Here is a 22,306-nt window from a genome sequence, read left to right on the forward strand (position 1 = left end):
GCCCACTGCATAGTCTAGCTACGCTCACAGTGAGAGAGCAAATGAAATGGGAGGATTTCTATGCGCATCACAATGACCTGCGCCGCGCTCGCGCTTGCCCTGGGCTCAGCCCCGGCCTTTGCGCAATCCGGCGAAATCACCATCTGGAGCTGGAATGTCGCGGCTTCATCGCTGAAGGCGACCATTGCCGGCTTCAACAAGCAATTTCCCGACGTCAAGGTCACGGTCCAGGATCTTGGCAACCAGCCGACCTACGACAAGTCGATCGCCGGCTGCGCCGCCGGCGGCGTCGGCCTGCCGGACATCGTCTCGATCGAGAACGGCGAGGCTGAAAACTACTGGAACCAGTTCCCCGACTGCTTCGTCGACCTGCATACGCTCGGCTACACAGCCGAGGACCAGGCGAAATTCCCCGACTTCAAACGCACCGAGCTCGAAGTCGGCGACAAGGCCTATGCGATGCCGTGGGATTCGGGTCCGGTCGCCGCCTTCTATCGCCGCGACTTCTACGAAAAGGCCGGCGTCGATCCGGCGTCGATCAAGACCTGGGACGATTTCATCGCCGCCGGCAAGAAGATCCAGGCCGCCAATCCGGGCGTCACCATGACCAACGCCGATTTCAACGGCGACTCGGAATTCTTCCGCATGATCGCTAACGAGCAGGGCTGCGCCTATTTCGCCGCCGACGGCCAATCGATCACGGTCAACCAGCCCAAATGCGTCGACGCCATGACCAAGGTCAAGGAGATGAAGGACGCCGGTATCATCTCATCGGCCGACTGGGGCACCAAGATCACCAACAACACTGCCGGCACCGTCGCCACCCAGATCTATGGCGGTTGGTATGAAGGCACCATCCGCACGGAATCGGCCGGTGAAAACGGCAAATGGGGCGTCTATCTGATGCCGAGCCTCACCGCCGACGGGCCGCGCGCCGCCAATCTCGGCGGATCCTCGCTGGCCATCACCTCGGCGTCCAAGAACAAGGAGGCTGCCTACGCCTATCTGAAGTACACGCTCGGAACCAATGAAGGCCAGATCACGATGCTGAAGGAGTTCGGCCTGGTGCCCTCGCTGGTGTCGGCGCTCAATGAGCCCTATGTTTCCGAAGGCCTGCCTTATTGGGGCGGCCAGGCGGTGTGGAAGGACATCCTCGGCACCTTGCCCAAGGTTGTTCCGAGCCGCGGCACGCCGTTCCAGAGCGACGCCGAAATCATCGTTCGCGCCGTGCAGACCAAATATCTGGCCGGCGGCTACCCCGACGCCAAGGCGGCACTCGACGACGCCGCAAGCCAGATCGCCGCGGCGACCGGATTGCCCGTCAAATCGTGACCTCCCAAGCCGGGTCCGGGATGGCATTCGCGCCGCCCGGACCCGATCGCACTCCAAATGGGGTGTGTGATGGTTCTGACAAACCGGCTCTGCTGCTGCGGGGCCATGACCAAGCGCCGACGGATGAAGGAGGATGAGGATGCGCAACCGCAACGCCACGGCCTATCGCTTCCTCGCGCCCTATCTGCTGATCTTCGCAATCTTCTGGGTGTGGCCGATCATCAGCTCCTTCATGATCTCCTTCCAGGCGACGCGCACCGTGCCGTGGCGGTTCGCGCCAGGCTTCAACTGGGGCCGATTGATCGGCGACCCTGCCTTCTTCAACGCGCTGAAGAACACGCTGCTCATCCTTGTCATCCAGGTGCCGGTGATGATCTCGCTGGCGCTCGTCATGGCCGTGCTTTTGAACTCGCCGCTCTTGAAGGCGCGCGGCCTCTACCGCTTTGCCTTCTTCGCCCCGGTCGTGGTCGGCGAGGTCGCCTATTCGGCGGTGTTCCGGCTGATGTTCAACCTCGATTTCGGCATCATCAACAAGCTTCTGAACAGCGTCGGCCTGCCCAAGATCGACTGGTTTTCCAACGTCACGCCGGCGATGGCGCTGATCATGATCGCGGTGACCTGGCGCTGGGCCGGTTACAACGCCATCATCCTGCTCGCCGGCATGCAGTCCATTCCCGAAGATGTCTACGAGGCGGCGACGCTCGACCGCGTCAGCAAGCTCAAGCAGTTCTTCTACATCACCCTGCCGCTCCTGAAGCCGGTCATCGTGTTCTGCCTCGTGCTGTCGATCATCGGCACCATGCAGCTGTTCACCGAGCCCTTCCTGATCACCGAGCGCGGCGGACCGGGCGGCGGCACGGAGACGCTTGGCCTGCTGCTTTACCGCCAGGGTTTTCGGTCGCTCAACTTCGGCTACGCCTCGGCCGTCGCCTACACCATGGCCGGGCTGGCGATCTCCATCACGCTGGTGCAACTGTGGCTGACGAGGGAACCGAAATGAGTTCGCGCTCCTCCGCCAGGCTGGGACGCAGCCTCTTGCTGCATTTGGTCCTGACGCCGCTGGCGCTGATCTGGCTGTTTCCGCTGTGGATGATGGTGGTGTTCTCGACCATGCCCGACAACGGCATCTTCAGTCCCGGCATCGAGCTTTTGCCGCACGGCAATTTCATCGACAATTTCAACAACCTGCAGCGCGACACCAACTTCGTCGGCGCCATCGGCATTTCGGTCTCGGTGGCGGTGACCTACACCGTCCTGTCGGTGCTGCTGACGTCGATGGCCGGCTGGGCGCTGGCCCGCTACCAGTTCTTCGGCAAGGGCGCGATTGTCGCCATCATCCTCGGCACCATCACGCTTCCCTATGCGGTCGTGCTGATCCCGCAATTCATCATGGTGGCGCGCGATTTCAAGCTTGCCAACACCTGGGTGGCGTTGATCGTGCCGCCGCTGTTCAATTCGCTCGGCGTGCTGTTCATGCGGCAGAGTTTTTCGATGATGCCGGACGACCTCTTCGATGCGGCGCGCGTCGAGGGCGTCAAGGAATGGCGCATCTTCCTCTTCGTCGCACTGCCTTTGGCGCGGCCGATGCTGGCGGCGCTCGCCATCATCCTGTTCCTCGCCTCCTGGAACAATTATCTTTGGCCACTTTTGATCAACAGCCAACCCGGTTCGATGACGGCGCCGGTGGCGCTCGGCACGCTGATCGGTCTCACCAAAGTGTCGTGGGGCGGCATCATGGCGGGCGCGGTGATGCTGACGGTGCCGATGCTCGTCGTCTTCGTGCTGCTGCAGCGCCATTTCATCGCCGGCATCGCCGCCGGCGCGGTCAAGTAAGGGGCAGCATGGCAACGGTCACGCTCAACAATGTCGTCAAGCGCTTCGGCGTCTTCGAGGTCGTCCATGGTGCCAGCATCGACATCAAAGACGGCGAGTTCGTCGTCTTCGTCGGCCCTTCGGGCTGCGGAAAATCGACGCTGCTCAGGATGATCGCCGGGCTCGAGGACATCAGCGGCGGCGAGATCGCCATCGGCGGCAACCTCGTCAACGATGTAGAGCCGGCCGACCGCGGCATCGCCATGGTCTTCCAGTCCTACGCACTCTATCCGCACATGAGCGTCGAACAGAATCTGAGTTTTGGGCTGCGCATGACCGGCAACCCGAAGGCCGACACCGACCGGCGCGTCAAGCGGGCCTCCGAAATCCTGCGCATCGACGAGTTGATGAAGCGTCGCCCCAAGCAATTGTCGGGTGGCCAGCGCCAGCGGGTCGCCATAGGCCGCGCCATCGTGCGCGAACCGCAGGTGTTCCTGTTCGACGAGCCGCTCAGCAACCTCGACGCCGAACTCAGGGTGCAGATGCGGGTCGAGATATCGCGGCTGCACAAAGAACTGGGCACGACGATGATCTACGTCACCCACGACCAGACCGAGGCGATGACGCTCGCCGACAGGATTGTCGTGATGCGCGCCGGCCATATCGAGCAGATCGGCCGGCCGCTCGATCTCTACGACAATCCCGACAATCAGTTCGTCGCGGGCTTTGTCGGTTCACCGAAGATGAACTTCATCAACGGCCGCATTGTCGGCCGCGATGCGCGTGGTGTCGTGGTCGAGCTCGCGGGTCAGGAGAAGACCTGCATCACGCAACCGCTGACCGGCGCTGCACCCGAAGCGGGGAGCCCCAAGATCGGAAGCAAGGTCATTGTCGGTGTGCGGCCCGAACATTTCGGCAATGCAGGAGAAGGCGACGCCGACCTTGTGGTTGCCATCGACGTGGTCGAGCACCTGGGTGGCACAAGTTTCCTTTACGCCAGAACGGCCAACGGTGACGACGTGGTGATCCAGCGCGACGCGGCAAAGGTCCCCGACACGCCCGAAATCACCGTTTCCATCCGCAAATCCTACCTGTTCGACGAAAAAGGATTGCGGCTGCGCTGACCGCCGGCCCTTTCCAGCCTTCAAGGAGAATGACAATGACCGCAACCACGCCCATTCGCTGGGGCATCCTCGGCCCGGGCAGCATCGCCCAGTCCTTTGCCCGTGGCGTGGCCGATTCGCGCGCCGGAAAGCTGGTTGCCATCGGCGCGCGAAATCCCGCCAAGCCTGGCCTTGCCGAGAGTTTTCCCGGCGCCCGCATCCTCGACGGCTACGACGCGCTGCTCGCCGATCCCGACATCGATGCCGTCTACATTTCGATACCGCATCCCGGCCATGCGCAATGGGCGATCAAGGCGGCCGAGGCCGGAAAGCATGTACTGTGTGAAAAGCCGCTTGCACTGACCGCTTTCGAAGCCGACGCCATGATCCATGCCGCACGCAAGGCCGGCACATTCCTCGGCGAAGCCTTCATGTACCGGCTGCATCCGCAGACGCTGAAGCTGGTGGAGCTGATCAGGTCTGGTGTCATCGGCGACATCAGGATGATCAAATCGAGTTTCGGCTTCGCCATGCCGGGCTTCATGCCGCAGCACCGGCTCTATGCCAACGATCTCGCCGGCGGCGGCATTCTTGACGTCGGCGGCTATCCCGTCTCGATGGTGCGGCTGATTGCCGGCGCGGCGCTCGGACAACCTTTCGCTGAACCGGACAAGGTGGTCGGCACCGCCCATCTTGGCCAGTCCGGCGTCGACGAATGGGCCTCCGCACTGCTGCATTTCCCGGGTGGCATTGTCGCCGAAGTCTCCTGCAGCATCTCGCTTAACCAGGACAATGTCTTGCGCATCCTGGGCACCAAAGGCCGCATCGAGGTGCCGGACTTCTGGTTCGCCGGAGGCAACCGCGATGTCGGCCTGGGCCAGATCGACGTCATCGCATCCGATGGCACGCGCGAGATCATCAGTGTCAACGAGAAGCGCCATGTCTATTCCTTCGAGGTCGACGCAGCCGGTGAGGCCATCCGCGCCGGGCGTCAGGAGTTCGCCTGGCCGGGCATGACGTGGGCGGAAAGCCTCGGCACCTTGCGTGTGCTGGACAGATGGCGGGCGGCAGCCGGCCTCGAATACGGGATCGAGAAGGCCCAACAACGCATCAACACCATCTCCGGCCGGCCTTTGCGATCGGGCGGCACGGCGATCGCCAAGCGCACGATCCCGGGCCTGTCGAAGCCTGCGTCGGTGGTGGCGCTCGGCTTCGAGGATTTCCGCACGTTTTCCTCGGGTTCGATCCTGCTCGATGCCTTTTTCGAGGCCGGCGGCAATCTCTTCGATACCGGTTATGTCTACGGCGCCGGCTATACCGAGAAGCTGCTTGGCGAATGGTTGAAAAATCGCGGCGTACGCGCGCAATCGGTGGTCATCGCCAAGGGCGCGCATTCGCCGCTCTGCTATCCCGATGTAATCGGCAAGCAGCTCGACCAGTCGCTCGATCGGCTGCAGACCGATCATGTCGATGTCTATTTCATGCACCGCGACAATCCGGATGTGCCGGTCGGCGAATTCGTCGATGCGATGGATCGTGAGGTCAAGGCTGGCCGTATCCGCGGCCCGTTCGGCGGCTCGAACTGGACGATGGAACGCATGGATGAGGCCATTGCCTATGCCGAGCGCACCGGCAAGCAAAAGCCCGGCGCGCTGTCCAACAATTTCTCGCTGGCCGAAATGCTGGAGCCGATCTGGGCGGGCTGCATTACGTCCTCTACGGATGCGTGGAAGGCCTGGCTAACCGCCCGGCAGATGCCGAACTTCGCTTGGTCGAGCCAGGGGCGTGGCTTCTTCACCGATCGCGCCGGGCGCGACAAGCGCGACAACGAGGAACTGGTGCGGGTGTGGTACTCGGAGCGAAATTTCGGCCGCCGCGACCGGGCGATCGAACTTGCCGCGAGACTGGGCAAGAGCCCGATCCATATTGCGCTGGCCTATGTGCTCGCTCAGCCCTTTCCATCCATCCCGCTGATCGGGCCGCGCACGCTGGACGAGTTGGACGACAGCCTGCGCGCCCTCGACATCACGCTTTCGCGGGCCGATCTCGAATGGCTGGATGTCGGCAGTCTGCGCGCTGCCTAGTCAACGGTGATGGCGTCAGGTTTCGTCATCAGGCGCCCTGACGCCACGCCTCGCCGGGGTTCTCAAATTGGCATACATGCCGGTGGTGCGGAATTGGCTCGGCGTGATGCCGTAGCAGCGGCGGAAGACCTTCGAAAAGTAGTTGGCGTCCTCGAAACCGCACAGGATGGCGACTTCCTTCACCGGCAGGAAATCCGCCTTGGTCAGCAGCTTGGCCGCGCGTTGCAGGCGCTGCTGCAGCACGAACTCGGCCGGCGGCAGGCCTTCGCTTTCGGCGAAGCAGCGTGAGAAATGGGCCCGGCTGAGGCCACTGATCTGGACCAGGTCCGCAACCGGCAGCGGCCTGTCGAGATTGGCACCGATGTGATCGATGACCGGCTGCATGACGCTCTGTTTTTCGGCAAAGGCATGTGAGCCGAAGACATCGTCATAGAGCGCCATCGCGGCCTCGTAGGCTATCGCCGAAGCAGCCCCCGGCGACGCGGCCCCTTTGATCAGGCGCAGGCTGCAATCGGCAAGATGATCGATCGTCGCCGGCTGCAGCCGAAATACAGGACCCGAGACGCTGAGGATCGACTTGTGGATGCGCAGCGCCTCCTCGCCGTTCATCGAAATCCAGAAATATTCCCAGCGCTCATCCCCGGCCAGCCAGTAGCGGTGGTTGTGCGGCACCAGCACCAGCAATGTGTCGTTCTTCTGCAGGCGGTAGTTGCGGTTCTCGTAGCGCAGCCGGCCGGTTCCGCTGATCGTGTGCTGCAGCACGGTGAACGGCGTCTGGCCGCGCTTTCGCCCATCCCAGTCGTAGATTTCGTCCTCGCGCACTTCATAGCCCGTGCTCGTCGGCATGGCGTGCAGGCGCTGGCGGCCGCGCGGCAGCGAGATCGTGCGCATGGACTGTCCGTTTTCTATCAAATCCTGCAGCACAAAATTACCCTTGAAAGCATAATCCTTCTCTGGTCGCGCTCGCGAATAAGCGCATAATCCCCATCGAAAAGCGAGAGAGATCCGCAGTCGAGGAGCGGACAGGGAGGTTGGCGAGCCGGATTCCGGCTTGTCCTGCATACATGTCATGGCATGTGGCTACAGCTTCCCATTGTCATTCCTTGCCTGCAATTCGAATGGAATGAGGTGCGGCTGATGAGTTTCAAAATCGCTATCATCGGTGCGGGCAGCGTCGGCTTCACCAAGAAATTATTCACCGACATCTTGTGCGTGCCCGAATTCACCGACATCGAATTCGCGTTGACCGACGTCAGCGAGCACAATCTTCAGATGATCAAGGCGATCCTCGACAGGATCGTCGAGGCGAACAGATTGCCGACCAGGGTGACGGCGACTACCGACCGCCGCAAGGCGCTCGAAGGCGCTCGCTACGTCATCAGTTGCGTGCGGGTCGGCGGCCTCGAAGCCTATGCCGACGATATCCGCATTCCCCTGAAATACGGCATCGACCAATGTGTCGGCGATACGATCTGTGCCGGCGGCATTCTCTATGGCCAGCGCAACATCCCGGTGATCCTGGACTTCTGCAAGGACATACGCGAGGTCGCTGAGACGAACGTCAAATTCCTGAACTACGCCAACCCGATGGCGATGAACACCTGGGCGGCGATCGAATACGGTAAGGTCGACACCGTCGGGCTCTGCCACGGCGTCCAGCACGGCGCCGAGCAGATCGCCGAGGTGCTTGGCGCGAAGTCCACGCAGGAGCTCGACTATGTCTGTTCCGGCATCAACCATCAGACCTGGTTCATCGATCTGCGCCTGAACGGCCGTCCCATCGGCAAGGACGAACTGGTGGCCGCCTTCGAGGCGCATCCGGTCTATTCGCAACAGGAGAAGCTGCGCATCGATGTCCTGAAGCGCTTCGGCGTCTATTCGACCGAAAGCAACGGCCATCTTTCCGAATATCTGCCGTGGTACCGCAAGCGCCCCGATGAGATCACGCGCTGGATCGATATGTCCGACTGGATCCACGGTGAAACTGGCGGCTATCTCCGCCACTCGACGGAAACCCGCAACTGGTTCGAAACGGAATATCCGCAGTTCCTCGAAGCGGCGTCACAGCCGATCGATCCTTCGAGGCGCTCCAACGAGCATGCCAGCCACATATTGGAGGCGCTGGAGACCAACCGCGTCTATCGCGGCCACTTCAACGTCAGGAACAATGGGGTGATCACCAACCTGCCGCAGGACGCCATCATCGAGTCGCCCGGCTTCGTCGACCGTTTCGGCATCAACATGGCCGCCGGCATCACGCTGCCGGAAGCCTGCGCCGCCACCTGCATCGCCTCGATCAACGTTCAGCGCATGTCGGTGCATGCCGCGATATCAGGCGACATCGATCTGTTGAAGCTTGCCGTACTGCATGACCCGCTGGTCGGCGCGGTTTCGACCCCGGAGGAGGTCTGGCAGATGGTCGATGAGATGGTCGTCGCCCAGGCAGCCTGGCTGCCGCAATATGCCCATGCGGTTCCGGCCGCCACGGAGCGGCTGTCGACATCGGCGGTGAAGACCCGCGAGTGGGCGGGCGCCGCACGGCGCAGCGTTCGCTCGATCGAGGAATTGCGCGCCGAAAAAGCCGCGCTGAAACAAGCCGGCTGAAACGGGCCGGCTGAACCTCATGCGGTGATGGTGGATCCAAGGGAGGCGGATCCACTGCCATGAAGCCGTTTGAATTCGAGGAGAAGCGGAGCAGGTGCAAACGCTCCGGAACAAACAAGAGGGAGAGAGACAGTGAGGAATTTACGCAATATCGGCCTTGCTGCCGGACTGGCGCTGAGCGTCTCGGTCTCGGCACTCAATGCATACGCTTCCGAGCCGACGGTTCCGCCGGCGCCGACACCGTTCCCCGCCGAGGGCAAGATCAACTATGTCGCGCGTGACTCCATCCTGGAGTTCAAGGCGCTCCCCGAATATCACGAGCCCGACTGGGTCACCGAGAAATACGTCAAGACCGGCAAGCTGCCGCCGCTGAAAGACAGGTTGCCGAAAGAGCCGCTGGTCTTCAAGACGGGCAACATGCAGGACGGCATTGGCGTCTACGGCGATACGATGCGCCATGTCATCGGCGGGCGGCCGGAAGGCTGGAACTACGGCGCCGGCCAGACGCAAGGGTGGGGCGGCATCGATATCGGCCTCTCCGAATGCCTGACGCGCACCGCGCCACTGTTCCAGGTCGAGGCGAAGGACACCGAGCCGCTGCCGAACCTGGCCAGGAGCTGGGACTGGTCGAGCGATGGCCACAAGCTGACCATGCATCTGGTCGAAGGGGCGAAGTGGTCGGATGGCGTTGCCTTCAATGCCGACGATGTCATGTTCTATTGGGACGACGAGGTCGTCGATCCCAATGTCTCGCCGCTGAACGGCGCGACACCGGAAACCTTCGGCGTCGGCACGACGCTGAAGAAGATCGACGATTACACCGTCGAGTGGACCTTCAAGGATGCGTTTCCGAAACAATATCTCTATGCGATGGCCTATGGCACCTTCTGTCCGGGCCCCGCGCACATCCTGAAGCCGCAGCATCCGAAATATTCGAAGAACACCTACGACCAGTTCAAGAACGCCTTTCCGCCGGAATTCATGAACATGCCGGTGATGGGCGCCTGGGTACCGGTCGAATACCGGCCGGACGACATCATCGTCATGCGCCGCAACCCCTACTACTGGAAGGTCGACGAGAAGGGCAACCAGCTGCCTTACCTCAACGAACTGCAGTACAAGCTGTCGACCTGGGCCGACCGCGACGTCCAGGCCGTATCAGGCTCGGCCGACTTCTCCAACCTGGAGCAGCCGGAAAACTTCGTCGCCTCGCTGAAGCGTGCGGCGGAGGCCAATGCGCCCGCACGCCTGGCCTTCGGCCCGCGGCTCATCGGCTACAATCTGCGCATGAATTTTTCTGCCAATGGCTGGGGCAACCCGGACGAACGCGGGCAAGCCGTGCGCGAGCTGAACCGCAACGAGGACTTCCGCAAGGCCGTCACCATGGCGCTCGACCGCAAGGCGCTCGGCGACTCGCTGGTCAAGGGTCCGTTCACCGCCATCTATGCCGGCGGCCTGTCGTCGGGCACCAGCTTCTATGACCGCGATTCGACCGTCTACTACCCCTTCGACCTCGAGGGCGCCAAGGCGGAACTCGCCAAAGCCGGCCTCAAGGATACGGACGGCGACGGTTTCGTGAACTTCCCGGCCGGCACCGCCGGCGGTAAGAATGTCGAGATCGTGATGCTGGTCAACAACGACTACACAACCGACAAGAGCCTTGCCGAAGGCGTCGTCGCCCAGATGGAAAAGCTCGGAATTCGGGTCGTGCTCAACGGGCTCAACGGCACCCAGCGCGACGCCTCGCAATATTCCGGCCGCTTCGACTGGCTGATCCGGCGCAACGACCAGGAGCTGACATCGGTGGTGCAGAACACCGAGCAACTCGCTCCCGTTGGCCCGAAGACCAGCTGGAACCACCGCGCGCCTGAAAGCGGCGAGGTAGACCTGATGCCATTCGAAAAGGACCTCGTCGACATCGTCAACAAGTTCGTCTCGTCTGAGGACAATGACCAGCGCGCCAGCTTGATGAAGCAGTTCCAGAAGATTTCGACAGAGCACGTCTACAATGTCGGCCTGACGGAATATCCTGGCGCGCTGATCGTCAACAAGCGCTTCTCGAACATTCCGCAGGGCACGCCGATCTTCATGTTCAACTGGGCTGAGGATTCGATCATCCGCGAACGGGTCTTCGTCGCCGCCGACAAGCAGGCGAAATACGAATTGTTCCCTGAGGAGCTGCCCGGCAAACCCGGAGACAAGGGTCCGATGAATTAAGGGTCCGATGAATTAGGTTTTCCTCCCTGACCAAGAGAACTCCGGCCGCGCCGCTGGCGCGGCCGGACAAAGCCAACCTCCGGACGCACAAAAGGCGCGATCGGCGAGACAAGGAAACGGACCGTCCATGTTGCGATTCCTGCTCACGCGCATAGCGTCGGCAATACCGGTCCTCGCCATTCTGAGCCTGGTCACCTTTGCCATCATCCAGGCGCCGCCGGGCGACTATGCCGATTACATCCGCTCGCAGCTTATCAATCAGGGCGGAGCGTCATTCGCCGAAGCCGACGCACAGGCCAACGCCTATCGCATCGAGCATGGCCTCGATAAGCCGCTGCCCGTGCAGTATCTCAACTGGATCGGTGGCATCATCACCCGGGGCGATTTCGGCTACAGCCTCTATTACAACAAGCCGGTCGCCGATGTGGTCGGCGAGCGTCTGCCGCGCACGCTGCTCCTGGCGCTAGTATGCCATCTGCTCGCCTCGGTGTTGGGCATCACATTCGGCATATGGGCGGCGACACGGCAATACACCTGGATCGACTCGACGCTGTCGGCCATCTCCTTCCTCGGCATGACGGTGCCGCGCTTCCTGATGGCGCTGATCATCGTCTATCTCATGGTCTTCCAGTTCAACGTGTCGGAGATCGGCAGCTTCTTCTCGCCGCAATATGGCGGCGCGCCGTGGTCGTGGGCCAAGTTCGTCGACCTGGTCAAGCATGTCTGGCCGGTCGTGGCGATCGCCACCTTCGGCGGCCTCGCCTACAATATGCGTGTCATGCGCGGCAATCTGCTCGATACGCTGAACGCGCAATATGTCGAGACAGCCAGGGCCAAGGGGCTAACCGGCGCCGCCGTCGTCATGCGCCATGCCGTACCCAACGCGCTGCACCCGCTCGTCATGTATCAGGGCGTGGTGCTGCCCTACATGCTGACCGGCGAGATCGAGACCGCGATCATTTTCGCGCTGCCGACCGTCGGCCCGGCGATCGTCGGCTCCATGGCTGTCGGCGACGTCTATGTCACCGCTACCTTCATGATGGTCCTGTCGGCGACGCTGATCGTCGGCAACATCGTCGCCGACATGCTGCTCGTCCTGCTCGATCCACGCGTCCGCCAGTTCGGGGAGGGTTAGATGTTGGCGCGCGATCCATCACCTCCACCGCTACCGGCCGAAGGCACCATCGTAGCCAAACCGGCGCGCGGCAATGAGAGCTACATCGCGCTTGTCTGGCGCCGGCTGAAGCGTTCCTGGACCGGCATGGCCGGGCTTTGGCTGGTCGTGCTCCTGCTGGTGATGGCCGTGTTCGCCGAGTTCATGGCGCCAATGGACCCGAAGGTCACGGATGTCGGCTTTGCTCCGCCGCAGCTGCCAAGCTTCCATGACAGAGACGGCGGTTTCACCGCACGGCCGAGGGTCTATGCGCTCGCCGATTCGGCGGACCTCGATCCGGTCACTTTCCAGCCCGTCGTCGGTCCCGACTATGACCATCCAAGGCTGCTCGGGTTCTTCGTGCATGGCGCGCCCTACAAGCTGTTCGGGCTGTTGCCGGCGGACCGGCATCTGTTCGGCTCGCTGGACGGCCAGCCGGTGCATTTCCTCGGCACCGACAAATTCGGCCGCGACGTGCTGTCGCGCGCCATCCATGGTTCACGCGTCTCGCTGATGATCGCGCTGACGGTCGTCTTCATCATCACCGTCATTGGCACCACCGTCGGCATGGTCTCCGGCTATTTCGGCGGCAGGTTCGATGTCTGGATGCAGCGTTTCGTCGAACTGGTGCTCGCCTTTCCGCAACTACCGCTCTATTTGGCGCTGACGACGCTGATCCCGGTCACCGCTCCCACCAACGTCTTCCTCGCTTTCGTCATCATCGTCATGTCGGCATTGGGCTGGGCGCAGATGTCGCGCGAGGTACGCGGCAAGACGCTGGCGCTGGCGCGGATCGAGTATGTGCGCGCCGCCATGGCGGTCGGCGCCACCGACCGGCGCATCATCTTGCAGCACATCTTCCCCAATGTGATGAGCCATGTGATCGTCGCCGTGACGCTGGCGATCCCGACGGTGGTGCTGCTCGAATCCTTCCTCGGGTTCCTCGGTTTCGCCGTCAAGCCGCCGCTGATCTCGTGGGGCCTGATGCTGCAGGACACCGCGACCTATTCCGTCATCGGCACCTATCCCTGGATCCTGTCGCCGGTCGGTTTCGTGCTCGTCACCGTCTTTGCCTTCAACGCGCTGGGCGACGGCCTGCGCGACGCCGTCGACCCTTATTGAGGTGGCACAGATGTCCGTCGCGCTCGCCGAATCCTTCGCACCGATCGTCCGCCACGACCATGACGGACGCCAGGACCAGCCCATCATCGACGCCCGCAACGTCGCCGTGGCCTTCAAGGTCGAGCATGGCGTCGTCGACGCGGTCAAGGACATCTCGTTCCAGCTCTATCGCGGCGAGACGATCGCCATCGTCGGCGAATCCGGTTCGGGCAAGTCGGTGACGGCGCGCACCGTCATGGGACTGCTGTCGCGGCGCGCCACGGTGTCGCCCGGATCGAGCGTCTGCTATGACGGGCAAAACATCCTGAAATTTCCCGAGAGCGCCCGGCGCAAATTGCGCGGCAACCGCATCTCGATGATCTTCCAGGAGCCGATGAGCTCGCTCAACCCGATCTATACGGTCGGCAGCCAGATCGTCGAGGCGATCAGGGTGCATCGCAAGGTCAGCCGCAAGCAGGCGTGGGCGCGAGCACTCGAACTTCTGCAGAACGTGCAGATTCCCGATCCTGCCGCGCGGCTCAAGCAATACCCGCACCAGCTATCGGGCGGGCAACGCCAGCGAGTGATGATCGCCATGGCGCTGGCCAACAATCCCGATGTGCTGATCGCCGACGAGCCGACCACGGCGCTCGATGTCACCGTCCAGGCGCAGATCCTGAACCTGATCCGCAGCCTGCAGAAAGAGCTGCGCATGGCGGTGATCCTGATCACCCACGACCTGACCGTGGTGCGCCAGTTCTCCGACTACGTCTATGTCATGCAGCATGGCGAAATGTGCGAGCACAACGTCACCGAGCGGCTTTTCGCCGATCCGCAGCATCCCTATACGAGGCGGCTGCTCGCTTCCGAGCCGCACGGGCAGCCGAAACCGCTGCCAGCGGGCTGCGGCACCATTCTCGAGGCCAGCGACGTGCGCGTCTCATTCATGCTGCGCCACGGCACATTCCTAAAGCCGGATTGGCGAGAGCTGGTCGCCGTCGACGATCTCAGCCTCAGCCTGTGCCGCCATGAGACGCTGGGGCTGGTCGGCGAATCCGGCTCCGGCAAGACCACCTTCGGTCAGGCTCTGCTCCGGTTGATCGATGCCAAGCGCGGCGAAATCCGTTTCGACGGCAAGCCGATCCACGGCCTGTCGCGGGCCGAGATGCGGCCGCTGCGCTCGCGCATGCAGATCGTCTTCCAGGATCCCTTCTCCTCGCTCAACCCGCGCATGACGATCGGCCAGATCATCGAGGAAGGGCTGATCGTCAACAGCATCGGGGCGACGCGGCGCGAGCGCGTCGAACGGGTGCGCGACGCGCTGGTCAGCGCCGGCATGCCGGGCGATATACTGTCGCGGTTTCCGCACGAATTCTCCGGCGGCCAGCGCCAACGCATCGCGATCGCCCGCGCCATCGCATTGGAACCCGAATTCATCCTGCTCGACGAGCCGACATCGGCGCTCGACCTCTCCGTCCAGGCGCAGATCATCGACCTCCTGCGCAAGCTGCAGGACGAGCGCGGCCTCAGCTACCTCTTCATCTCGCACGACCTCAAGGTGGTGCGCGCGCTGTGCCACCGCGTCATCGTCATGCAGAACGGCAAGATCGTCGAGCAGGGGCCTGTCGACGACGTCCTGTCCAATCCCAAGACCGCCTACACCGAACGGCTCGTCAGGGCCGCTTTCGATGTGGCCTGAACATATGCCGGAGGTTAGCATGGCAAGAAATCCCAGGATCACTTTCATCGGTGCCGGCTCGACTGTGTTCATGAAGAACATTGTCGGCGACGTGCTGCAACGTCCGTCGCTTTCCGGCGCGACGATTGCGCTGATGGACATCAATCCGCAGCGGCTGGAAGAGAGCGCCATCGTTGTCAACAAGCTGATCGCGACGCTCGGCGTCAAGGCGAAGGCAGAGACCCATTCGGACCAGCGCAAGGCGCTGGCCGGCGCCGATTTCGTCGTCGTCGCCTTCCAGATCGGCGGCTACGAGCCGTGCACGGTCACCGACTTCGAAGTGCCGAAGAAATACGGCCTGCGCCAGACGATCGCCGACACGCTCGGCGTCGGCGGCATCATGCGGGGCCTGAGGACCGTGCCGCATCTGTGGAAAATCTGCGAGGATATGCTCGCCGTCTGCCCCGACGCGATCATGCTGCAATATGTCAACCCGATGGCGATCAACACCTGGGCGATATCGGAGAAATACCCTGAGATCAGGCAGGTCGGCCTCTGCCATTCGGTGCAGGGCACGGCGATGGAACTGGCTGAGGACCTCGACCTTCCCTACGAGGAGATCCGCTACCGCTCGGCCGGCATCAACCACATGGCCTTCTATCTCAGCGTCGAACATCGCCAGCCGGACGGCTCCTATCGCGACCTCTATCCCGATCTCGTGCGCGCCTATCGCGAAGGCCGCGCGCCCAAGCCCGGCTGGAACCCGCGCTGCCCCAACAAGGTGCGCTACGAGATGCTGACCAGGCTCGGCTATTTCGTCACCGAGAGCTCGGAGCATTTCGCCGAATACACGCCCTATTTCATCAAGGACGGCCGCCCGGACCTGATCGAGAAATACGGCATCCCGCTGGATGAATATCCCAAGCGCTGCATCGAACAGATCGAGCGCTGGAAGGGACAGGCTGAAGCCTATCGTTCGGCCGATCGCATCGAGGTCGAGCAGTCCCGGGAATATGCCTCCTCGATCATGAATTCGGTCTGGACCGGCGAGCCGTCGGTGATCTACGGCAATGTCCGCAACAATGGCTGCATCACCTCGCTGCCCCGGGATTGCGCCGCCGAAGTGCCGTGTCTGGTCGATGCCTCCGGCGTCCAGCCAACCTATATTGGCGAGCTGCCGCCGCAATTGACCGCGCTGATGCGCACCAACATCAACGTGCAGGAACTGACGGTGCGGGCGCTGATGACGGAGAACCGCGAGCACATCTACCATGCGGCGATGATGGACCCGCACACAGCCGCCGAACTCGATCTCGACCAGATCTGGTCACTGGTCGATGATCTTCTCGCTGCTCATGGTGACTGGCTGCCGGCCTGGGCGCGCTTGAAGCGCAAGAACGAGGCCGCCTAGCCTCATTTCGGAGCGTCGGGATCCGTCTCTTCCTCGTCATCGCGGGCCTTGATGACATAGGCGCCCTTCAGCCAGCGATTGAGGTCGGTGTCCTTGCAGCGTGTCGAGCAGAACGGAAAGGTGTCGCGCGCCGATGGCTTGCCGCATTCGGGGCAGGGGCGCTTTGGGCGCAAGGGCGTGACTTTGGAATCCGAATTCATAGCCGGGTTCCCGCCAGCCAGCCGCCATGCACCTTGAAGCCTTCGCCACTCAATAGCGCGACGGTCTCATACAGCGGCAGCCCGACGATGTTGGTGTAGGAGCCGACCAGCTTGACGACGAAGGCGCCGGCGAGACCTTGGACGGCATAGCCGCCGGCCTTGCCGCGCCATTCACCCGACGCGACATACGCGTCGATCTCTTCGCGCGGCAGCCGCTTGAAGCGCACCCGCGTCTCGACCAGCCGCTGGCGCAGTTTGCCACCCGGCGTGATCAGGCAGATGCCGGAATAGACCCGGTGCGAACGGCCCGACAACAGCCCAAGGCAGTTGGCGGCGTCGTCAAGGGTCTCGGCCTTGGGCAGGATACGCCGCCCGACGGCAACCACCGTGTCGGCGGCCAGCACGAAGCTGGGCACGTGATCGGCTTCGGTTGTCAGCGAGGCGAACGCCTTCTCGGCCTTTTCCTTCGACAGCCGCTTGGCCAGCGAGCGCGGATGCTCGGCACGCAGCGGCGTTTCGTCGACATCGGCCGGCAGCACGCGGTCCGGCTCGATGCCGGCCTGCTGCAAGAGTTCGATCCGGCGCGGCGAACCCGAGGCAAGCACCAGCTTCTGCAAAATGCTCATCGCGGACCAGTCGGGCTTTGCTTACTTGAAACGATAGGTGATGCGGCCCTTGGTCAGGTCGTATGGTGTCATCTCGACCAGAACCTTGTCGCCGGTCAGCACGCGGATGCGGTTCTTGCGCATGCGGCCGGCCGTATGGGCGATGATTTCGTGTTCGTTTTCGAGCTTCACCCGGAACATCGCGTTGGGCAACAATTCCGTCACGACACCCGGAAACTCGAGGACTTCTTCCTTCGGCATTCGATACCTTTGCTTGGATGGCAGTTCCGGCGCTTAGAGCATGATGCCGAAAAGTGTAAAGCGGTTTTCGGACGACATCATGCTCTACTTCTTTGGTTTAGAGGCGGATTCAGATTTCAGGTCGAACAGACCTGAAATCATCCGACTCTAGCCGGAATTTCGGCGGAACCTATATGATAATCGTCCGCTTGTGAACACGCTTAATCGGCGGCCTCCGGAGGCGCGAATCGGCGTCCGATCCGCGCTTTCAGCCGCTCGCGCACGTCCCGATAGGCTGCCATGATCTGTTCGCGCGTGCCGCCGGCACCGGTCGGGTCCGGCGTCGGCCAGTATTCGACCTCGACGGCGAGCGAGCGGGTGAGTTCAAGTGCGGTGTGGTGCGCTTCGGGCGCCAGCGTGACGATGAGATCGAAATAGTCGTCCTCGAGATCGTCCATCGTCCTTGGGTGACGCTCGCCCAGCGTGAGACCTTCCTCGGCCAGCACCGCATCGACGAACGGATCGCGCTCGCCGGCGCGAACGCCGGCCGAAGCGACGAAGACGGTGGCGGGCAGCATGCGGCGCGCCAGTTGCTCTGCCATTGGCGAGCGCACGGCATTCATGCCGCACAGGAACAGGATCGAACGGGGCAGGGCGCCGGGTGCCAGGGCTAACCCCGCCAGTGCAGCACGCAGACCAGCGTGAACAGCCGGCGCGCCGTATCGAAGTCGATGTCGATCTTGCCGGAGAGCCGGTCCATCAATGTCTGTGAGCCTTCATTGTGCAGGCCGCGGCGGCCCATGTCGATCGCCTCGATATGGCTCGGCGTCGAGGAGCGGATGGCGTCGTAGTAGCTTTCGCAGATCAGGTAGTAGTCCTTGACGATGCGCCTGAGCGGCGTCAAGGACAGGATATGGGTGACGACGGCGGCACCATCCTCGCGCGCCACGGCAAACACCAGGCGCTGCTCGGCCAGCGACAGTTTCAGCTTATAAGGGCCGGCGCCGTTGTCATTGACGGGTTGAAAACTGTTTTCCTCGATCAGGTCGAAGATCGCCACCGCGCGTTCATGCTCGACATCGGGTGTCGAACGGCCGATCGATTCATCGAGTTCGACATCGATCAGCCTGGCGCGGGTTTGATCGGAGTCCGACATCGCCGCCTACATGTTCAACCGTATGGCGACGGAGCGGCCATGTGCTTCAAGGCCTTCCGCCTTGGCCAGCGCGATCGCCGCCGGCGCCAAGATCCGCAACTGCTCCGGTCCGAGCTTGAGGATCGAGGTGCGCTTGACGAAATCGAGCACCGACAGGCCGGACGAGAAGCGCGCCGAGCGCGCCGTCGGCAACACATGGTTGGAGCCGCCGACATAGTCGCCAATGGCTTCCGGCGTGTGGCGGCCGAGAAAGACGGCACCCGCATTGCGCATCCGCGACAGGAAATCCTCGGCGTCGTCGATTGCCAATTCGACATGTTCGGCGGCGATACGGTCGACCAGCGGCAGCGCGGCCTCGATCGTGGCGACCTCGATCACGGCACCGAAATCGCGCCAGCTCGCTGCTGCCGTCTCGGCGCGCGGCAGGCTCTGCAACTGGCGCTCGACCGCCTGTTCGACAGCGGTGCCGAAGGCTGGATCGTCGGTGACCAGGATCGACTGCGCCGAGGCGTCGTGCTCGGCCTGGGCCAGCAGATCGGCGGCGATCCAGTCCGGATCGTTGCTGCCGTCGGCCACGACAAGCACTTCCGACGGCCCGGCGATCATGTCGATGCCGACGGTGCCGAACACCTGCCGCTTGGCCGCCGCGACATAGGCGTTGCCCGGGCCGACGATCTTGGCGACCGGCCGGATCGTTTCGGTGCCATAGGCAAGCGCTGCGATCGCCTGCGCGCCGCCGATGCGGTAGATTTCCGACACGCCTGATATATCGGCCGCCACCAGCACCAGCGGATTGATGATGCCACCCGGCGCCGGCACGACCATGACGATCCGCTCGACCCCGGCCACTCTGGCCGGCACGGCGTTCATCAGCACCGAGCTTGGATAGCTCGCCGTGCCGCCCGGCACATAGAGCCCGACCGCCTCGACCGCCGTCCAGCGCCAGCCGAGCTCGACGCCGGTGGCATCCGTATAGCGGTCGTCCTTCGGCCGCTGCCGCTCATGATGGGAGCGGATGCGGTCGCGCGCGAATTCCAGCGCCTCGATCGTCTTTGGGTCGGCGGCCTTGTAGGCCTGGGCGATGTCGTCCTTCGAGACGGCGATACCAAGTCCAGCCAGATCGGCGCGATCGAACTTCTGCGAATAGTCGATCAATGCCGCGTCGCCCTCGGCGCGCACGCGCGCGATGATGTCGCGCACCGCGGCATCGACGTCGGCGGACACTTCCCGCTTGGTCAACAGGAAGGCGGCGAAACGCTGCTCGAAATCGGCGTCGGACTGACGAAGCGTGATGGCCATCGGACGCTCAGGCCTTGTGGATGGGGCGCGAGGTGGCTTCCCACGCCCCGCCGATGTCGGCAAGGCGGGCCTCGACGCATTCGACATCGAGCATGATCGCGCCGCCGCCCGCAAAGATCAGCTCGACGATGCCGGCCGGCTTACTGATCTCGATGAAGCTGATCGCCAGCAGCGACAGGATTTCGGCAGGCTTGTCGCGGTCGATGCCGCTGGTCTTGGCGCCGAGCACGCGGTCGAAATGCAGCACGGCCTGCCGCCGCTCATTGTGCTGGCGAAACAGGCCTGTTTTGGCCTCCCAGACGAACCGGTTCATGGTCAGCAAGAAACGCTTGGCCGCAGGCAGAAATTCGAGGTCGCTGACTTTCAGGACGGCGTCCTGGACATGGGCCGAAACAATGCTCAGGTCCTGATCGTCGAGCGCGATAAGCTTAAGGCCGGTCATGCGGATTTCGCACCTGAAGGTTGATAACTGAACCTTCTGTTAGGCGGTCTTTCCCGTCCGCGCAACCGCACCGCAAGGCCTTGCGATTGGCCTATGCGGAAATCCGTTCGATTACCGCGCCGCAGTTGGACAGCTTTTCTTCCAGCCGTTCGAAGCCGCGGTCGAGGTGGTAGACGCGGTTGACCGTGGTTTCGCCTTCCGCCGCCAGGCCGGCGATGACCAGCGAGACAGAGGCGCGAAGATCGGTCGCCATGACCGGCGCGCCCTTCAGCTTGGGCACGCCGTCGACGATCGCCGTCTGGCCCGAAAGCGTGATGTGGGCGCCGAGCCGCGCCAGCTCCTGCACATGCATGAAGCGGTTCTCGAAGATCGTCTCGGTGATGCGCGACTTGCCCTTGGCCATGGTCATCAGGCCCATGAACTGTGCCTGCAAATCGGTCGGGAAGGCCGGGAACGGCGCTGTCGTCACGTCGACCGGCGAAATGCCGGCGCCGTTGCGCTTCACACGGATGCCGGAATTGGTCGGGGTGATCTCCGCACCCGTCTGGGCGATGACGTCGAGCGCGGTCTGCAGCAGATCCGCACGCGCACCTTCGAGCACGACGTCGCCGCCGGTCATGGCGACGGCCATGGCATAGGTGCCAGTCTCGATGCGGTCGGGAATGACACGCACGCGCGCGCCCGACAGCGATTCGACGCCGTCGATGGTGATGGTCGGCGAGCCGGCGCCATGAATCTTCGCGCCCATGGCATTGAGGCATTCGGCGAGGTTGACGATCTCAGGCTCGCAAGCCGCATTTTCCAGCACCGTCTCGCCCTTGGCCAGGGCCGCCGCCATCATCAGCACATGGGTGGCGCCGACCGAGACTTTCGGGAAGATGTAGCGGTTGCCGACAAGCCGGCCGTTCCGGGTCTTGGCGATGACATAGCCGGTGTCGACGTCGATATCGGCACCCAGTGCCTGCAGGCCTTCGAGGAACAGATCGACCGGGCGCGTGCCGATGGCGCAACCGCCCGGCAGCGACACTTTTGCTTCGCCCATGCGGGCCAGCAGCGGGCCGATCACCCAGAACGACGCACGCATCTTCGACACCAGCTCGTAAGGCGCCGTCGTGTCGACGATGTTGCGGGCGGAGAAGTTGATGGTGCGTGAATAGCCCTCGTTCTGCTTCTCGCGCCGGCCATTGACCGAATAGTCGACGCCGTGATTGCCCAGAATGCGGATCAGCTGCTCGACATCGGCCAGATGCGGCACGTTTTCCAGCGTCAGCGTGTCGTCAGTCAGGAGCGAGGCGATCATCAGGGGCAGCGCCGCGTTTTTCGCGCCCGAGATCGGAATGCTTCCGGAGAGCTTGTTGCCCCCGACAATTCTGATGCGATCCATGGAAGAGCGTCCCTCTCGGCCGAAAAAGGCCGGTTCAATCGTTTGAGTAGCGGCCCGTCTAGACCATTGGCCAATCTGGTTCAAGAATTAGGCTGGTTCAAGAAATAGGATTTCCTCGTTTCCGAACCTAAGAGTGGCCGATTTGAGTTAATCTTTTTGTATTTCCTTCGATGCAGCGAGCCCGTCCGGCCGCTGGTCGGCGTCGCCGGTGCGCCGCGAGCGCGACTGCGCCTTGCGCTTCTGCAGATTGGCCCGCAATTGCTCGGCGAGCCGATCTTTGCGGTTGGCGCCGCCCTTTTTCGCTGGACCATCCTTTTTCACTGGAATTACCTTGTCGTTCATCGTCCCGTCCCGGCTGGCGACCAGCCTGCCCGCCAATCAGGGATAGCCAACATTGTGGCACGGCCATGTCGTCGAAAGCTATCCGGCAAAGCCTTTCACAGAAGCGTTGCACTTGGCCTTGCGCTTGCCGGTTCGATATGGCA

At 62.8% G+C, this 22,306-nt stretch carries 21 protein-coding genes; 11 read left to right on the plus strand and 10 right to left on the minus strand.

All coding sequences use genetic code 11. The features are described 5' to 3' along the window. The first annotated feature begins 60 nt into the window (after positions 1–60). The 5 genes from ACFOJ9_RS04450 (at position 61) to ACFOJ9_RS04470 (ending at position 6,331) form a co-directional block, all read left to right on the plus strand. Entirely contained in the window at positions 61–1,332 is a 1,272-nt protein-coding gene (locus ACFOJ9_RS04450; protein WP_378977064.1) for an ABC transporter substrate-binding protein, read from the plus strand. A 139-nt stretch (positions 1,333–1,471) separates the two neighbouring features. Next, on the plus strand, positions 1,472–2,332 hold the full coding sequence (locus ACFOJ9_RS04455) for a carbohydrate ABC transporter permease (protein ID WP_378977066.1): 861 nt from the start codon (positions 1,472–1,474) through the stop codon (positions 2,330–2,332). Further along, a complete protein-coding gene (locus tag ACFOJ9_RS04460; RefSeq protein WP_378977068.1) occupies positions 2,329–3,165 on the plus strand; it encodes a carbohydrate ABC transporter permease in 837 nt (278 codons plus the stop codon). Before ACFOJ9_RS04455 ends, ACFOJ9_RS04460 begins: the two co-directional genes overlap by 4 nt. Before the next feature lie 8 nt (positions 3,166–3,173). After that, positions 3,174–4,268, plus strand: coding sequence for an ABC transporter ATP-binding protein (locus tag ACFOJ9_RS04465; RefSeq protein ID WP_378977070.1), 1,095 nt, complete (start codon positions 3,174–3,176; stop codon positions 4,266–4,268). A 35-nt stretch (positions 4,269–4,303) separates the two neighbouring features. Beyond that, positions 4,304–6,331 (plus strand): aldo/keto reductase, encoded by a 2,028-nt coding sequence (locus ACFOJ9_RS04470; protein WP_378977072.1) that lies wholly within the window; start codon positions 4,304–4,306, stop codon positions 6,329–6,331. A 15-nt stretch (positions 6,332–6,346) separates the two neighbouring features. Here ACFOJ9_RS04470 and ACFOJ9_RS04475 read toward each other — a convergent pair whose 3' ends face one another. Further along, the gene (locus tag ACFOJ9_RS04475) at positions 6,347–7,402 is read right to left on the minus strand and encodes an AraC family transcriptional regulator (protein ID WP_378977074.1); all 1,056 of its coding nucleotides are present in this window, start codon (positions 7,400–7,402) and stop codon (positions 6,347–6,349) included. A 66-nt stretch (positions 7,403–7,468) separates the two neighbouring features. On the opposite strand from ACFOJ9_RS04475, the gene melA (ACFOJ9_RS04480) reads away from it, so the two are divergent. The 6 genes from melA (ACFOJ9_RS04480) (at position 7,469) to melA (ACFOJ9_RS04505) (ending at position 16,495) form a co-directional block, all read left to right on the plus strand. Beyond that, a complete protein-coding gene (gene melA, locus ACFOJ9_RS04480) occupies positions 7,469–8,935 on the plus strand; it encodes an alpha-glucosidase/alpha-galactosidase (RefSeq protein WP_378977076.1) in 1,467 nt (488 codons plus the stop codon). A gap of 132 nt (positions 8,936–9,067) precedes the next feature. Further along, entirely contained in the window at positions 9,068–11,152 is a 2,085-nt protein-coding gene (locus ACFOJ9_RS04485; protein WP_378977078.1) for an ABC transporter substrate-binding protein, read from the plus strand. A 127-nt stretch (positions 11,153–11,279) separates the two neighbouring features. After that, complete coding sequence (locus ACFOJ9_RS04490) at positions 11,280–12,287, plus strand: ABC transporter permease (protein WP_378977080.1); 1,008 nt, start codon at positions 11,280–11,282, stop codon at positions 12,285–12,287. Further along, positions 12,288–13,427, plus strand: coding sequence for an ABC transporter permease (locus ACFOJ9_RS04495; protein ID WP_378977082.1), 1,140 nt, complete (start codon positions 12,288–12,290; stop codon positions 13,425–13,427). A gap of 10 nt (positions 13,428–13,437) precedes the next feature. Further along, a complete protein-coding gene (locus ACFOJ9_RS04500; RefSeq protein WP_378977084.1) occupies positions 13,438–15,105 on the plus strand; it encodes an ABC transporter ATP-binding protein in 1,668 nt (555 codons plus the stop codon). A 19-nt stretch (positions 15,106–15,124) separates the two neighbouring features. After that, positions 15,125–16,495, plus strand: coding sequence for an alpha-glucosidase/alpha-galactosidase (melA, locus tag ACFOJ9_RS04505; protein ID WP_378977086.1), 1,371 nt, complete (start codon positions 15,125–15,127; stop codon positions 16,493–16,495). Positions 16,496–16,497: 2 nt separating this feature from the next. Here the strand turns inward: melA (ACFOJ9_RS04505) and yacG are convergent, their stop codons facing one another. The 9 genes from yacG to ACFOJ9_RS04550 form a co-directional block, all read right to left on the minus strand. Beyond that, positions 16,498–16,695, minus strand: a complete 198-nt coding sequence (gene yacG / locus ACFOJ9_RS04510; protein ID WP_378977088.1) for a DNA gyrase inhibitor YacG — start codon at positions 16,693–16,695, stop codon at positions 16,498–16,500. Then, a complete protein-coding gene (locus tag ACFOJ9_RS04515; protein WP_378977090.1) occupies positions 16,692–17,321 on the minus strand; it encodes a Maf-like protein in 630 nt (209 codons plus the stop codon). Before ACFOJ9_RS04515 ends, yacG begins: the two co-directional genes overlap by 4 nt. A gap of 21 nt (positions 17,322–17,342) precedes the next feature. Next, positions 17,343–17,561, minus strand: coding sequence for a translation initiation factor IF-1 (gene infA / locus ACFOJ9_RS04520; RefSeq protein WP_006200926.1), 219 nt, complete (start codon positions 17,559–17,561; stop codon positions 17,343–17,345). Positions 17,562–17,761: 200 nt separating this feature from the next. Beyond that, positions 17,762–18,223: an arsenate-mycothiol transferase ArsC gene (locus ACFOJ9_RS04525; protein ID WP_378987554.1), complete on the minus strand. Its 462-nt coding sequence runs from the start codon at positions 18,221–18,223 to the stop codon at positions 17,762–17,764. Further along, the gene (locus ACFOJ9_RS04530) at positions 18,211–18,696 is read right to left on the minus strand and encodes a UPF0262 family protein (RefSeq protein ID WP_378977092.1); all 486 of its coding nucleotides are present in this window, start codon (positions 18,694–18,696) and stop codon (positions 18,211–18,213) included. Before ACFOJ9_RS04530 ends, ACFOJ9_RS04525 begins: the two co-directional genes overlap by 13 nt. A 6-nt stretch (positions 18,697–18,702) precedes the next feature. Next, a complete protein-coding gene (gene hisD, locus ACFOJ9_RS04535; RefSeq protein WP_378977094.1) occupies positions 18,703–19,995 on the minus strand; it encodes a histidinol dehydrogenase in 1,293 nt (430 codons plus the stop codon). Positions 19,996–20,002: 7 nt separating this feature from the next. Continuing rightward, a complete protein-coding gene (locus tag ACFOJ9_RS04540; protein ID WP_378977096.1) occupies positions 20,003–20,437 on the minus strand; it encodes a DUF2948 family protein in 435 nt (144 codons plus the stop codon). Positions 20,438–20,528: 91 nt separating this feature from the next. Continuing rightward, positions 20,529–21,821, minus strand: coding sequence for a UDP-N-acetylglucosamine 1-carboxyvinyltransferase (gene murA / locus ACFOJ9_RS04545; RefSeq protein WP_378977098.1), 1,293 nt, complete (start codon positions 21,819–21,821; stop codon positions 20,529–20,531). Between the two features lie 147 nt (positions 21,822–21,968). Continuing rightward, positions 21,969–22,163 carry a hypothetical protein gene (locus ACFOJ9_RS04550; RefSeq protein WP_378977100.1) on the minus strand — a complete coding sequence of 65 codons (195 nt, stop codon included), beginning with the start codon at positions 22,161–22,163 and terminating at the stop codon, positions 21,969–21,971. Between the last annotated feature and the right edge of the window lie 143 nt (positions 22,164–22,306).

Origin of the sequence: Mesorhizobium cantuariense, assembly GCF_042647205.1 — a bacterium.
GTDB lineage: Bacteria > Pseudomonadota > Alphaproteobacteria > Rhizobiales > Rhizobiaceae > Mesorhizobium > Mesorhizobium cantuariense.